Source organism: Pseudomonas sp. MDT1-17, from assembly GCF_054898105.1.
The window spans coordinates 4,964,521-4,978,742 of record NZ_JBUBVM010000001.1; the positions used below are offsets into that span (position 1 = coordinate 4,964,521).

12 protein-coding genes, 4 tRNA genes and 1 pseudogene are annotated in these 14,222 nt (G+C 58.2%); 7 read left to right on the top strand and 10 right to left on the bottom strand.

Features of this window, described 5'->3' with window-relative positions:
* The first annotated feature begins 37 nt into the window (after positions 1 to 37).
* Positions 38 to 445: a PA2817 family protein gene (locus ACYZTX_RS22980; protein ID WP_007905217.1), complete on the top strand. Its 408-nt coding sequence runs from the start codon at positions 38 to 40 to the stop codon at positions 443 to 445.
* Positions 446 to 511: 66 nt separating this feature from the next.
* Here the strand turns inward: ACYZTX_RS22980 and ACYZTX_RS22985 are convergent, their stop codons facing one another.
* Positions 512 to 1,510: a LysR family transcriptional regulator gene (locus ACYZTX_RS22985; protein ID WP_462035983.1), complete on the bottom strand. Its 999-nt coding sequence runs from the start codon at positions 1,508 to 1,510 to the stop codon at positions 512 to 514.
* Between the two features lie 90 nt (positions 1,511 to 1,600).
* Here ACYZTX_RS22985 and ACYZTX_RS22990 point away from each other — a divergent pair, with 90 nt between their 5' ends.
* From ACYZTX_RS22990 to ACYZTX_RS23005, 4 genes are all read left to right on the top strand, one after another.
* Positions 1,601 to 2,227 (top strand): alanyl-tRNA editing protein, encoded by a 627-nt coding sequence (locus ACYZTX_RS22990; protein WP_462035984.1) that lies wholly within the window; start codon positions 1,601 to 1,603, stop codon positions 2,225 to 2,227.
* A 92-nt stretch (positions 2,228 to 2,319) separates the two neighbouring features.
* Entirely contained in the window at positions 2,320 to 3,090 is a 771-nt protein-coding gene (locus ACYZTX_RS22995) for a 2OG-Fe(II) oxygenase (protein WP_462035985.1), read from the top strand.
* 1 nt (position 3,091) lies between these two features.
* Entirely contained in the window at positions 3,092 to 3,730 is a 639-nt protein-coding gene (locus ACYZTX_RS23000) for a LysE family translocator (RefSeq protein WP_462035986.1), read from the top strand.
* A gap of 200 nt (positions 3,731 to 3,930) precedes the next feature.
* Positions 3,931 to 5,670, top strand: coding sequence for a dipeptidase (locus ACYZTX_RS23005; RefSeq protein ID WP_462035987.1), 1,740 nt, complete (start codon positions 3,931 to 3,933; stop codon positions 5,668 to 5,670).
* A 145-nt stretch (positions 5,671 to 5,815) separates the two neighbouring features.
* Here ACYZTX_RS23005 and ACYZTX_RS23010 read toward each other — a convergent pair.
* The 4 genes from ACYZTX_RS23010 to ACYZTX_RS23025 form a co-directional block, all read right to left on the bottom strand.
* Positions 5,816 to 5,891, bottom strand: a tRNA-Gly gene (locus ACYZTX_RS23010).
* Between the two features lie 3 nt (positions 5,892 to 5,894).
* A tRNA-Glu gene (locus tag ACYZTX_RS23015) sits at positions 5,895 to 5,970 on the bottom strand.
* A 105-nt stretch (positions 5,971 to 6,075) separates the two neighbouring features.
* Positions 6,076 to 6,151: transfer RNA gene (locus ACYZTX_RS23020), tRNA-Gly, on the bottom strand.
* Between the two features lie 2 nt (positions 6,152 to 6,153).
* A tRNA-Glu gene (locus ACYZTX_RS23025) sits at positions 6,154 to 6,229 on the bottom strand.
* A 394-nt stretch (positions 6,230 to 6,623) separates the two neighbouring features.
* On the opposite strand from ACYZTX_RS23025, the gene ACYZTX_RS23030 reads away from it, so the two are divergent.
* Positions 6,624 to 7,382: a hypothetical protein gene (locus ACYZTX_RS23030; protein WP_462035988.1), complete on the top strand. Its 759-nt coding sequence runs from the start codon at positions 6,624 to 6,626 to the stop codon at positions 7,380 to 7,382.
* Between the two features lie 273 nt (positions 7,383 to 7,655).
* Here ACYZTX_RS23030 and ACYZTX_RS23035 read toward each other — a convergent pair whose 3' ends face one another.
* From ACYZTX_RS23035 to ACYZTX_RS23050, 4 genes and pseudogenes are all read right to left on the bottom strand, one after another.
* On the bottom strand, positions 7,656 to 8,537 hold the full coding sequence (locus ACYZTX_RS23035) for a methyl-accepting chemotaxis protein (RefSeq protein ID WP_371317146.1): 882 nt from the start codon (positions 8,535 to 8,537) through the stop codon (positions 7,656 to 7,658).
* Positions 8,517 to 9,620: pseudogene (locus ACYZTX_RS23040) on the bottom strand (HAMP domain-containing protein); the annotation flags it as partial. The gene ACYZTX_RS23035 and the pseudogene ACYZTX_RS23040, both read right to left, overlap by 21 nt.
* Positions 9,621 to 9,728: 108 nt before the next feature.
* Positions 9,729 to 11,120, bottom strand: a complete 1,392-nt coding sequence (locus tag ACYZTX_RS23045) for an aminotransferase-like domain-containing protein (RefSeq protein WP_462035989.1) — start codon at positions 11,118 to 11,120, stop codon at positions 9,729 to 9,731.
* Between the two features lie 185 nt (positions 11,121 to 11,305).
* Complete coding sequence (locus tag ACYZTX_RS23050; RefSeq protein WP_150631761.1) at positions 11,306 to 12,067, bottom strand: SDR family oxidoreductase; 762 nt, start codon at positions 12,065 to 12,067, stop codon at positions 11,306 to 11,308.
* 235 nt (positions 12,068 to 12,302) lie between these two features.
* Here ACYZTX_RS23050 and ACYZTX_RS23055 point away from each other — a divergent pair, with 235 nt between their 5' ends.
* On the top strand, positions 12,303 to 13,307 hold the full coding sequence (locus ACYZTX_RS23055; protein ID WP_462035990.1) for an NADP-dependent oxidoreductase: 1,005 nt from the start codon (positions 12,303 to 12,305) through the stop codon (positions 13,305 to 13,307).
* Positions 13,308 to 13,447: 140 nt separating this feature from the next.
* Here ACYZTX_RS23055 and pyrF read toward each other — a convergent pair whose 3' ends face one another.
* On the bottom strand, positions 13,448 to 14,146 hold the full coding sequence (gene pyrF / locus ACYZTX_RS23060; protein WP_008148060.1) for an orotidine-5'-phosphate decarboxylase: 699 nt from the start codon (positions 14,144 to 14,146) through the stop codon (positions 13,448 to 13,450).
* Positions 14,147 to 14,222 lie beyond the last annotated feature (76 nt).

The following is a 14,222-nucleotide window of genomic DNA, read 5'->3' on the forward strand; positions in this document are numbered from 1 at the left end:
TACTCCTGCGCCCGTTTTGCTCTTGAGGACTTATCTCGTGTCCAACGTCGTTGCCGATCATCTTGTATTGCTCGACCACCTGCGCAGCATCCTGGTCGCCGTAGGTGAGGCCGAACAGGTTCCCGAAGAAAGCCATGCCTTGTTCCTGGAGCGCTTCGACGAACTGCGTGCGTTGCTGCCGGTCGACCCGATCGAAAGCCAATACCTGGGCCAGGACATTCTGTGCCAGGTGATCACCCGCTATCCGCAAATCGCCCACCTGGTGCCGCGAGACCTGCTGTGGTACTTCGCCGGTGACTGCCTGCATTACATGCCCGACGATGAAATCGACTTGTACCAGGCGCTGGAAGAACGTCGCTTCGAAGCCGAACAAAACGACGAACCGTTCGACTGGAACCAGGAAAAACAGCTGCTGGCGATGTCGAACCAGGACAGCAAGCACTGATCCACGGTCAGAAAAATGCAAAAGGCCCGCATGGTTGAACATGCAGGCCTTTTTTTGATCTTCGCTTTAGAGCAACCCATCACTCTCCGGCAACTCATACGCCGCCGCGACCTTACCCGAATCACTTAACTTGCCCGGCTTGCTCAGGGTCGGTTCCTTTTCCAGGCACTCCACCAGATAGTCGATCAGCACCCGTAACTTCGGTGGCAGATAACGGGTTGGCGAATGCAGCAGCCAGGCACCGCCGTGGTAAGACGCCAGAAAGGTCCAGTCCGGCAGCACCTGCACGATCAGCCCCTGCTCCAGCGCATAACGCGCGGTGAAGTACGGCAGGCTGCCAATCCCGATGTGCTGCAACACCGCCCCTAATCGCACGCCGGTGTGATTGGCCGCATAACGTCCGCGTACACCAACGGTGACAGCCTTGGTGCCTTTCTTGAATTTCCAGCGCGCATCGCTCGGGGTTTCGCCGAGGTAGATGCAGCTGTGGTTGAGCAAGTCGTGAGGATGAGTCGGTGTGCCGTGTTCGGCCAGGTATTGCGGCGTTGCGCAGAGTAAATGATCGATGGTCAGCAATTGCCGCCCTACCAGTCCAGCGGGGGGCCGATCAGTAATACGAATCGCCAGATCAACGTTGTCGTCGATCAAATCCACCTGGCGGTCTTCAAGCAACAACTCCACATCCACTTTGGGATAACGCCGTAGAAATTCCGGCATATGCGGGTGAATCACGAATCGCCCCACGGCTTTGGGAACGCTGACTCGCACCAGCCCTTCGGCCTCCTGGGTGAACTGACCGCTGATTTCCATTACCGACTTGGCCGCGCTGACCATCTCCTGGCAACGCTTGAACACCTCTTCGCCACCGTCGCTCAAGCGTAACTTGCGCGTGGTTCGCTGCAACAAACGAGTGGCGAGCGCTTTCTCCAGACGCGAAATGCTGCGACTGACCGCCGAGGGTGAAGCACCCAACTGGCGAGCGGCCTCGGAGAAGCTGCCGGTCTCGACAACCTTGACGAAAATCGCCATTTCACCGAGCAGCGGCAGTGGAAGATTTATGCTCACGACGCAACAGTCCTTTGATGTTTGAACGGATTATCACGCAATTCCACGCTTCATATAATAAAAAATAGAATTCTTAATAGGGCATGGAATATGACGCTTCGCCTCTTTTTCCATAGTGATGACCTCAAGGCCAGTGTGGAAGTCCTGGATTGCACGCCCCACGAGAACGAATTTGCCGTGGTGCTGCGCGCCACGTTGTTTCACCCTCAAGGCGGTGGACAGCCGTTTGACACCGGCTGGATCGGCGAAAGCCGGGTGCTGCGCGTGGCTCAGGATCCGGACCGGATCATTCACTTCGTCGACCACCCGGTAAAACTCGGCATGACTCAAATTCGGGTCGACGAACAACGCCGCCAGTTAAACACCCGCCTGCATTCTGCCGGCCATCTGATCGGTCACTTCGTCCAGGCCATGGGCTGGATGCCGATCAAGGCTCATCACTGGCCGGGCGAAGGACGTGTGCAGTTCAAACCGACGGATTCAGCACAGATCGTTGACGCCCAGACCCTTCAGCACGGCATTGAGCAGTGGATCGCCCATGACCTGCCGCGTCTGACGTCACTTCGCGAAGGCGCCCGGGAAATCGGTTTCGGTGAACTGCCCGCCTACGGTTGCGGTGGCACCCATGTCCGAAGCCTGAAGGATTTGGGCACGGTCACGATCGCGTCCCTTTCACAGAAGAAAGGCACGCTGTCCGTCCACTACAGCGTGGATTAAGCATTTGGGCGATGCCGTTCTCGTCATCGCCTGACGCCGCGGGAACCTGCGGTCGCGGGTTCTGTTGACTATCTGATAGATGGACCTAAAACATGATGCTTGACGTCGAGCGTCTCGATGAGACGTGCATAAAGAAACTGGCCAACGAAGAAGTCCTCGCCGTCCGCGTCAAAGGCTTGTTGCCCAAACCGCTGGCGACTCAGATTGGCGACAAGATCCTCGCCCCTGGCTTCGAAGGCTATATCAATGCGCCGAGCATCGGCCGCATCGGCATGGCGTTTTATGAAGCGGAAAACCAGCCGCTGCTGATCGAAGATTATTTCGAACGCGCCACCCGCAACATTGCGGAATTGCGCAACCGGTGTGCGCCTTATTCGTCCCCCGTCGACACCCTGCGCTGCATGCTCGATGAGTCCTGGCCGGCGGGGGCGCACCTGGAAAACCTCTACGGTCGCAAGATGTACGTCGGGCTTTCCCGGGTGGTGAAACCCGGGATCTGTTTTCTGGCCCACCACGATATTTTCGCCAAGGACGCGCCAGACAGTTACCAGGCCAGAAGCCTGGAAGCGCAGTTCGCCTGCAATGTTTACCTGAACATGCCCACCGAGGGGGGGGCTCTGCAGATGTGGGACCACGACATATCTGCGGATCAGTTCGACGAAATGCGTGGCGACAGTTACGGCATCGATCCGGCGCTGCTCGGCACTCCGACCCTGGAGATTCTTCCCGAACCCGGTGATTTCATCATGTTCAATTCGCGCTACATGCACTCAGTGACACCGGGTGTGGCCGATCCGCGCTTGAGCCTTTCGTTCTTTGTCGGCTATCGCGGCAATGCTTCACCCCTTACTTTTTGGAGTTGAGATGCTTTCGAATTACCTGGGCGAGTTTCTGGCGCTGGCAACTATCCACTTTCTGGCCGTGGTCGCACCCGGACCGGACTTCGCAGTGACCATCCGTCAGAGCGTACGCTTCGGTCGATTGGTCGGGATTTGCACGGCGCTGGGCATCGGCGCAGGCATTTCGGTGCATGTGCTTTACACCCTGCTCGGCGTCGGCGCGCTGATGCACACCACGCCCTGGTTGCTGACGGTGGCCAAGGTTGTGGGCGGTGCTTACATTTTGTACTTGGGTGTCAGTCTGCTGCGCAGTAAACCCAAGTCCGCGCTTGAGGGTGACAAAGTCGCCGATGACCCGGTCGTCGAGCAAACGCTGCTGAAGGCGTTCACCACGGGGTTTCTCACCAACGCGACCAACCCCAAGGCGACGCTGTTTTTCCTGGCGATTTTCACCACGATAATCAGCGCCAGTACACCGCTGGAAATTCAGGCCCTGTACGGGTTGTGGATGTGCGGCGTGAATGCGTTGTGGTTTGTGGTCGTCGCGCTGTTTTTCTCGAGCAGCAAGGTCCGCCTGCTGTTCATGCGCTTGGGGCACTGGTTTGAGCGCAGCATGGGCGTGATTCTGATCCTGTTCGCAGGACGCTTGGTACTGTCGATGTAAAAAACACGCCCAGACAAAAGGCCGGATCAGTCGACGACTCATCCGGTCTTTTGCGTTTGTGCGCCGCTTTTGCATTTCTGTGCGACGCATCCCACTTCAGGGGCTCCCCATTCGTTCGCTCGTGGTGTTAGTTTGCGAAGCTGTCTGACTTATCGATCAGACATTTCCTACTCACTGCCTGCAAAGGAATGCCCCTCGCAATGGATTTTTCACTCAAACACCTGGCCGCGTCGACCCTGATTCTGGCCAGCCTTTCGTCCGTCACCCTGCCAGCGCAAGCCAACATCACACCGCAGCAGAGCGCGATCATCCTCAATACCTTCAGTGATGCATCCGTCACCGATTTCAAACAGTTCCTGGGAAGCCTGGCCAAGAGCGACCTCGCCAAAACCGACGATCTCGGCCCGGCCATCAGTACCTTCCTCGACAACAAGACCCTTTCTCCAGAACAGCAGAACGAGATCCATCGCCTGCTTGGCCTGTACACGCGTGTGAAGTACGGCAAGCAGGCCCTCGAAACGCTTCGCGAACTGGTGGAAATCCCGACCTTCCGCAAGGAAGGTGTCGCTCAGCACGACAATCCGGAATTCCTGAAGATCGCCGACAAGATCAAAGACCTGGCGAAATCGTTCAATCTGAACTTCCGCAACATCGACAACCGCGTCTATGAAATATCCCTCGAAGGCAGCGGCGATGAAGTGGTGGGCATCCATGCTCACGCTGATGTGGTGCCGGTGACGCCGGAGAACTGGGTATTGAAAGACGGCACCCACCTCGATCCGTTCAAAGTCACCCTGATCGGCGACCGCATGTATGGCCGGGGCACCGAAGATGACAAAAACGGCATCGTGGTGGCGCTGTACGCGATGAAGGTGATCAAGGAAGAGAAGCTGCCGCTGGCGCGCAATTTCAAGCTGCTGGTGGATACCACCGAAGAAACCACTGGCGACGCCATTCCTTACTACTTCGAACAAAACCCGACCCCCAACTACAACATGGCCCTGGATGGCGGCTACCCGGTGGTGATTGCCGAGAAAGGCTACGGCACGGTGATGGCGAACTTCCCCAAACGCAAAGCCGAGGGCAAGGGCGCGGAAATCATTTCGATGACCGGCGGCCTGGCCACCAACCAGATTCCGTCAGCCTCAGTCGTCATATTGTTGACCGACAAGCCCGCCGAACTGGCCGCCAGCCTGCAAAAAGCCGGCACTGAATATGCCAAGCGCAATGGCGGCGACTTCGAAGTGAGCGCCAAGGTCGACGGCAAAGACGTCAAACTGACCGTCACCGGCGTTTCCGCCCACTCGTCCGAACCTGAATCAGGCGTCAACCCGGTGGCTCGGATGCTGGACTTCATCCACGGTCTGGACGGCAAGGTTGCGCTCAAGCACAACCACATCACTGACGCGGCCCGTTACGCCGCCGACAACTGGGGCCTGGACTACAAGGGTGGCAAGTTGGGCGTTGGGTTCTCCGATGCCTTCATGGGCCCGCTGACCACGTCCCTGACCTACGTCGGGATGGATGAAAAAGCCTTCAAACTCGCGGTCAACCTGCGCGTGCCGAAGGGCAAGTCGCCGGAAGCGCTCAAGGCAGAAATCGCCGAGAAAATTGCGGCCTGGAGCAAGAAAAGCCATGTTGTCGCGACCTTTGACTACTCGATCGCCGAGCCGATGTACCGCAACCCTGAGGGTGAATGGGTCAAGGCGCTGCTGGCCGTGGCCAGCGAAAACCTCGGTATGAAACAAGAGTTCGGCACCTCCGCCGGCGCTACCTCGATGCATGAACTGCCCAACGGCGTGCAATTCGGCCTGGCGCGTCCCGAGGTCAAGTACACCGGCCACACCGACAACGAGTTCAAGACGGTCGACCAGTTCCTGCTGGATCTGCAGATCGTGACTGAGATGATGGGGCGCATTGGGCAGTTGCCGAAGCTCTGATGCTCTTTCGGACCCGCTGTTCAGGCGGGTTCGACGCTATGATGGTCTTTCCAATACAAACAAAAAAAGGACCTTAAGGTCCTTTTTTATGGATGACGCACACACAAAAACGCCGCTCATTGCTGAGCGGCGTTTTCGTTAAATATGGAGCGGGAAACGAGACTCGAACTCGCGACCCCGACCTTGGCAAGGTCGTGCTCTACCAACTGAGCTATTCCCGCAAATGGCGTCCCCTAGGGGACTCGAACCCCTGTTACCGCCGTGAAAGGGCGGTGTCCTAGGCCACTAGACGAAGGGGACACGCTAACTGAAACACATGGTGTGTATTTCAGTGCCCAAATCCGCATCCGAAGATACCGGTTCTGGTTTCACTCAGCCCTGCCCGAAAGCAACGCTGTTTAAAATTGGAGCGGGAAACGAGACTCGAACTCGCGACCCCGACCTTGGCAAGGTCGTGCTCTACCAACTGAGCTATTCCCGCATTGGCGTCCCCTAGGGGACTCGAACCCCTGTTACCGCCGTGAAAGGGCGGTGTCCTAGGCCACTAGACGAAGGGGACACACGTACAACATTCACTTCCTACCGCGTTTCGCTGTGTGCTTTACGCTGTAAGTGGCGCGCATTCTATGGATGGATTGAGGGGTCGTCAACCCCCAGATATAAATTTATTTAAATCAATGACTTCGCCCTGCTTTGAGACACTAATCCGGCTTTTCCGCCGCCCGGCGTTTGACGCCTATATTCTGACATCCGCCAAGACGTTATAGTCCACCCACGCCAAAGATGATGGCAATGTGCACCTCGCACGCTATTACTTATATAAGCAGGAACGCGGCCGATACAGGCAGTACAAGTAGCCGATTCAACTCGCTGAGCGGCGCTATGCGTCCCAATGCCAAGCCACTACACTCGCACGCGAACCCCATAAAGAGGTCTTACCGGTGACACCACTCATGATCACCCTGCTAGTCGTAGCCGGGATCGCACTATTGATCGCCATTGGCTACATGAACCATGTGGTGGAAAACAATAAGCTGGAAAAGGCTCGCGCCAAGGTTGAACTCAACGATCGTCTGCGTCGTTGCGGCGAAATCACCGAGACCTTCCCCGGCCAGTTGATGACACCGGCACTCAAGCTGCTGTTGACTCGTCTGGAACTCAACGTCTGCCAACGCCTGCTCCATCTGGAAAAAACCAGTTCCAACCTCAAGTCACGGATAGGCGAATTGAACGCCTTGGTCGCCCAGGGCGAATCGATCCCGGTGAACAACCCGCCCGCACCGATCCAGACCGAAGCCAAAGCCAAGGACATACGCTTCCTGCTCGAAGCCCTGCACGGCCAAATTACCCGCGCCGCACATGACGGCTTCTTGCCGACCAACGAAGCCAAACGCTGGATCCGCGAAGTTCGCCACATCCTCGTCCTGCTGCACATCGAATTCTTCAACAACCTCGGCCAGCAAGCCCTGCAACAGAACCAGCCCGGCCAGGCCCGCCTGGCGTTCGAACGCGGCGTGCAATACCTGCGCAAACAACAGGAACCCCAGGTCTACGCCGAACAGCTGGAATACCTGGAAAAACTCCTGGCTCGCGCCAACGCACAAGTCATGGACAACATCGCCCCGGTAGAAGGCGAAGTGAACCAGCTGACCGAAGGCCTCAAAGACGTCGAGGCCGATGCGGACTGGAAGAAAAAAGTGATCTACGACTGATCAGAGAAAGCAGAAAAGCCACCGAAACAGGTGGCTTTTTTTTGCGTTGAATTTGATAGGGAGTACACCCAGAAAAGATAGGTCGACCGGTAGGCCGCCTTTGCGAGCAGGCTCGCTCCCACAATGAAGCGGCGTACACCCACCGCCGTCCACCACTCAACAGGCCGAGCGTTAGCTCGCCTGCAGCTCTTGATCTTGATCCACCCGCCCCTTCGGGAGGCTGAGTGGAGGTGTCCGGAATAATTTGACCACTGCACAGTACACAGAAAAGTATCAGAGCCGAAAGTGCCCGACCATCCCCTTCAACTCAACCCCCAACTGCGCCAACTCAATACTGGAAGCCGCATTCCCCTGCATCGCCAACGAAGACTGATCGGCGCTGGCGCGAATACTCGTGACACTGCGATTAATCTCTTCAGCCACTGAACTCTGCTCCTCGGCAGCCGCTGCAATCTGCTGGTTCATCTGCTGAATCAATGACACTGCCGCCGCAATACTTCCCAGCGCACTCTCAGTCTGCAACGCATCACTCACCGCCAGCTTCACCAGCTCGCCACTGTTCTGAATCTGCTGAACAGAAGACTGAGCCGCCGAGCGCAAGGCACTCACCAATCGTTCGATCTCCTCGGTCGATTGCTGAGTGCGCTTGGCCAAGGCCCGCACCTCATCGGCCACCACCGCAAAGCCCCGGCCCTGCTCGCCGGCCCTAGCCGCCTCGATAGCCGCGTTGAGGGCCAACAGATTAGTCTGCTCGGCCACACTCTTGATGACGCTCAGCACCGTACCGATGTTCTGGATTTCGGCACTCAAACTTTCGATGCTCGAGCTGGCCGAGGTGGCTGAGTCCGCCAACTGCTCGATCCGCGCCATGCTCTGGCGCACCACCTGCTGTCCACTTTCAACCTTGCCATCTGCCGTCTGAGCCGCTTGGGCAGCCTCCTCCGCGTTCCGCGCAACATCGTGCACGGTGGCGGTCATTTGATTCATAGCGGTAGCGACCTGTTCGGTTTCTTCCTTCTGACTGCTGACTTCAAGATTGGTCTGCTCAGTCACCGCCGACAACGACTGCGCTGAACTGGCCAACTGTTCGATGCCCGCTTGCAAACCGCTGACAATACTGCTCAGCCCTGCGCCCATCTGCTGCATGGCCTGCATCAACTGCCCGATCTCATCACGACGGGTCACCTCAACCGTCGCACTCAAATCGCCAGAGGCAATCTGCTGAGCAACACGGATCACAGTGCGCAGCGGTGCCACGATCAAACGGGTAATCACCCAGGCCGCAATCAGCCCGACCAGCAGCGCCAGCGCCGAGGAACCGATGATCAGCAGCGAGTTCTTTTTCAGCTCCGTCTGCATTGACCGGTCTTCGGCGACATAGGCCTGATCCACCCGTTCCACCACCTGCGCAGCGCGCTGATGCAGCTGTTGATAGACAGTCTTTTCCTGCGCCAGCAGGCCGGTGTACTCGGCGAGTTTTTCGCTGAATCCGCCAATGTGCCCGACCACTTCATTGAGGACAGTTTGGTAACCCTCATCCTTGACCGTGGTTTTCAGCTGCTCGGCCTGGATCAGTGCCTGGTCGGCCTGCTCAATCTTGCCCTGCCCTGCGCTGTCATCGCCCTTGCGGCTCTGGTCGAGGCGAACACGTGCTTCGTTCATGGCTTGCAACATCAATCGCGACACCTGGCTGACCTGATTGGCCTGTTCGATGAACTGCCCCCCGTCCTTGCCTTCGGATTCCTTCAACGTATAAGCGCCGTCATCGGCCAGCCCGGCCTGCAGCACGTCGAGGTTGTTGGCCACGCTGGACACCGACCAACTGGCCATCTCCAGCGCCAGGTCCTTGGCCTGGCTGAGCGAGACGAACTCGTCAAAAGCTTTGCGATAAGCCCCCAAGGACTGCTCGACGTCGTTCATCACCGGCACGTTGGCCGCAGACGCCGCTTTCAGCTGGGTCGCCAGGGCAATCAGGCCGTCAACGCCCTCGCGCAAGGCATCGGCGGTTTTGGGGTTGCCGTGCAAGGCGTACTCCTGCTCGAGCAATCTCACCTTGAGCAAACCGCTGTTGAGCGACGACATCTGCTTGAGCCCGTCGAAGCGCTGGCTGATGGTTTGCAGGGACCATACGCCGATGGCCGCCACCAAGGCTGTCAACAGCAGCACCAGTACAAACCCGACACCCAGTTTTTTCGCCATACCGAGGTTGGCAAAACGTCCTTGCACGGCCGAAATCATTGCACTTAGTCCCCTGACATAGTCTGTTGACGCAGATTCGCAACGGGCCTGTATCAACACAAGTCTCTGGCGTCTGAATAATGGCAAAAAGCTACGCTCACGTCGTTTTCAGAACGCTTTAGGTCGATCCAGAGCGGTGGCCTGAAAAAATGCCCGGGCCCGCGGATCACAGGCATAAGCCACATTGATGCGCTGCCAGTCATTGGCTTCTCCAGTGGGACTGAATGCCGTCGCAGAAGACAACAGGACACCGAAGCGCTGTGCCTGAGTCCGTACCTGAGCGTAGTCGGACATCCGCGATCGCGCCCAGATGAACAGGCCTCCGACCGGTTTGCCGAAGACTTCCCACTCGGCGTCTTCAAGCACCTGCAACGCCGCCTCCCTGTCATTGCTCAAACGCTGGCGCTGGCGCTGTACCAATTTGCGGTAGGCACCGTTGGCCAACAGACTTGCCAATACCGACTCACAAAACCGTGAAGCGCCCATGCTGCTGATCATCTTGACCTCGGCCAGCCGCGAAATAACCCCGGCACCGGCCACGACAAAACCGACCCGCAACGAACTGCTGAGGGTTTTGGAATAACTGCCGACGTAGATTACGTTGTCATCAATATCGAGCGCGGCGAGTCGCGTACCGGGGCCGCTGTGCAAATCCGCATAGACGTCGTCTTCGATCACCAGAAGGCCATAGGTTTTGGCCAGTTGCAGAACCCGCTGCGCCACCGCCGGCGCCAGGCTGCTGCCCGTCGGATTGTGATAGAAGCTATTGATAAAGATCCCGCTAGGCCGGTCCTTCACCAGCAGCGCCTCAAGCGCTTCAATGTCCGGCCCGCGCGGGGTTCGCGGCACCTCGATCATGCTGACACCGTGCAGCCTGAGCAGATCGAACAGCAAGGAATAACCGGGATTCTCTACCACCACGCAATCACCCGGCTTGAACAAGGTCCGCACAATCAGGTCCAGCCCCTGACTGGCACCCGCTGTTGTCAGGATCCGGCTTTCCTCCACCACGATATCCAGCTGTTTCAGGCGTTTGTGGATCTGCTGGCGCAAGGCTGGCAGGCCCAGCGGCGTGCTGTAGTTGAACAGGCCAGCCATGTCGGTGCGGCTGACCTGACAGATCGCGTAGCTCAGGTCGTCAGTTTCGCGCCAGCTCTCGGGCAATCCGCCACAACCCAACTTGAGTTCGCCCGAGGTGCCGCCCTGCTTCACTTCTGCCCCCTCGAACCAGGGGCAATCCTGTTGCCCCTGAGCGGCCAGCGCTGGATTGGCGACAATGAAACCGGCGCCATGACGCGACGCCAGCACCCCTTGAGCCACCAGACGCTCACAGGCTTCAACGACGCTGGACTGACTGAGCAAATTGATCCGGGCGATTTGCCGCACGGAAGGCAAACGCGTCCCCGGTGGCACCTCGCCACAGCGAAGCCAGCAGGCTAGCGCGTCGACGATTTGCTGTACGACCGGCACCAATGCCCGTCGATCGATTCTCAACTCCATGAGCAAGCAAACTCCTGTCCGTTTTGCGAGAAACAGTTAATCACAGGATCGGTCAATGAGCTGTGCGACAACGCCGCCAAAACCCTCGGTTCTAACCATTTGAAACACATTGTCCGGCTCCTTTAAGGAACCGAAAAAAAAACCCGCACAAATGCGGGTTTTTTCCTACGTTGCAGTGCCTGGTTTCAGAACGCTGTCACACCACCGTCCACCGCCAGTGAATGCCCCGTGGTGAACGCTGCGCCGTCGCTGCACAGGTACAGCACCGCACTGGCAATTTCCTCGACCTTGCCGATGCGCCCGACCGGGTGCATGGCATTGGCGAACTCGCCTTTCTTCGGGTCGGCTTCATAGGCACGACGGAACATGTCGGTGTCGATCACGGCCGGACACACCGCGTTCACCCGAATCTTTTTCTTGGCGTATTCGATGGCCGCGGACTTGGTCAGGCCGATCACCGCGTGTTTCGACGCCGCGTAAATGCTCATCTTCGGCGCAGCCCCAAGGCCGGCTACCGAAGCGGTGTTGACGATCGCACCGCCGCCTTGGGCCAGCAGTAATGGCAATTGGTACTTCATGCACAGCCAGACGCCTTTGACGTTGACGCCCATGATCGCGTCGAACTCATCGACCGTGCCTTCGGCCAGCTTGCCTTTCTCGATCTCGATGCCGGCGTTGTTGAAGGCATAGTCGAGACGGCCGTAGGTATTGACCACCTCGTCCATCAGATTTTTTACATCGCTTTCCAGCGTGACGTTGCAGCGCACGAAGGTTGCTTCGCCACCCGCCGTACGAATCAGCGCTACAGTACCTTCGCCCCCGGCCGTGTCCATGTCGGCCACCACCACTTTCAAGCCTTCAGCGGCGAACGCCTGGGCGGTCGCGCGGCCAATACCATTAGCAGCGCCCGTTACAACGGCGACCTGGCCAGAAAACGTCATGCTCATTGTTATGTCCTCGAAGAGAAGATGCGGGGGATCGCGTGTTCTCAATCTAGCCACAAGGGCCTGCGGCACGGCAGCACTATCAGAAGGCCGGTTGGGCGGCCATGAGTGACAGTGATAAAACCGCCCGCCCGACTATCACTGCACTGGATCGATGTGCATTCGCCGCATCAGCCAAACTTGCGGCATCGATCATGAAGGTCTATCAACAAGTCTTCATTCATCTTGAGTGCCTGTCATGACTACCCAGACCAATCGCCAGTTCCTGCTCGCCAAACGTCCGGTGGGCCCGGCCACCCGTGAGACCTTCACCTATCAAGAGGTACCGGTCGGCGAACCGGCTGCGGGTCAAATTCTTGTCAAAAACGAATACCTGTCCCTGGACCCGGCCATGCGTGGCTGGATGAACGAGGGCAAGTCCTACATCCCACCCGTCGGTATCGGCGAAGTGATGCGCGCATTGGGTGTAGGCAAAGTCGTTGCCTCGAATAATCCGGGCTTTGCGGTCGGGGACTACGTTAACGGTGCCCTGGGTGTGCAGGATTACTTTCTCGGCGAGCCACGAGGTTTCTACAAGGTCGATCCGAAACTGGCGCCGCTGCCGCGTTATCTGTCGGCACTGGGCATGACCGGGATGACCGCTTATTTCGCCCTGCTCGAAGTCGGCGCGCCAAAGGCGGGTGACACCGTGGTGTTGTCGGGCGCGGCCGGTGCGGTAGGCAGCATTGCCGGGCAGATCGCCAAGATCAAAGGCTGCCGCGTGATCGGCATTGCCGGGGGCGCGGACAAGTGCCAGTTCCTGATCGACGAACTGGGTTTTGACGGTGCCATCGATTACAAAAATGAAGACGTCCATGCCGGCCTCAAGCGTGAATGCCCGAAAGGCGTGGACGTGTATTTCGATAACGTCGGCGGCGATATCCTCGACGCGGTATTGAGTCGTCTGGCCATGAAAGCGCGGGTGGTGATCTGTGGCGCCATCAGCCAGTACAACAACAAGGAAGCGGTCAAAGGCCCGGCCAACTACCTGGCGCTGCTGGTCAACCGCGCGCGAATGGCAGGCTTTGTGGTAATGGACTACGCCGCGCAGTTCGCCGCCGCCGGGCAGGAAATGGCCGGCTGGATGGCCAAGGGGCAGCTCAAGAGCAAGGAAGATATTGTTGAAGGACTGGAGACGTTCCCGGAGACGCTGATGAAGTTGTTCAGCGGCGAGAATTTCGGGAAGTTGGTTCTGAAGGTTTAACCCCGATATTTGAAGTGATCACAAAACCAATGTGGGAGCGAGCCTGCTCGCGAAAGCGGTACATCAGTCACTATTGATGTTGACTAACACTCCGTATTCGCGAGCAGGCTCGCTCCCACATTTGGATATGCGGCGTTTGGTTAGGCCAGTTCGGCCACGACTGCTGCCAACGCCTTGGCCGGATCCGCTGCCTGGCTGATCGGACGACCAATCACCAGATAATCGGAACCGGCATCCAGCGCCTGACGCGGCGTCAGAATGCGCCGCTGATCGTCCTGGGCGCTGCCCGCCGGACGAATCCCCGGGGTCACCAGTTGCAGCGACGGGTGCGCCGATTTCAGGGCCTGGGCTTCCAGTGCCGAGCAAACCAGGCCATCCATCCCGGCTTTTTCCGCCAACGCTGCCAGACGCAACACTTGCTCCTGCGGCTCGATATCCAGACCGATACCCGCCAGATCTTCACGCTCCATGCTGGTGAGCACGGTCACGCCAATCAGCAGTGGTTTCGGACCGGTGCGCTGGTCGAGGACTTCACGGCACGCGGCCATCATGCGCAAACCACCGGAGCAGTGCACATTGACCATCCACACGCCCATTTCCGCAGCCGCCTTGACGGCCATGGCGGTGGTGTTCGGGATGTCATGGAACTTGAGGTCCAGGAACACTTCGAAACCCTTGTCCCGCAGGGTGCCAACGATTTCCGAAGCGCAGCTGGTGAACAATTCTTTACCGACTTTGACCCGGCACAGCTTCGGGTCCAACTGATCGGCCAGCTTCAGTGCGGCGTCACGGGTGGGGAAATCCAGGGCGACGATGATAGGAGTCTGGCAGGCGGACATGAGTGGGCTCTCAGGCAGGTCGAAATCGGCGCGCATTGTAGCGGAACCAGCGCCTCTGCGGGACCCGATGATCGGT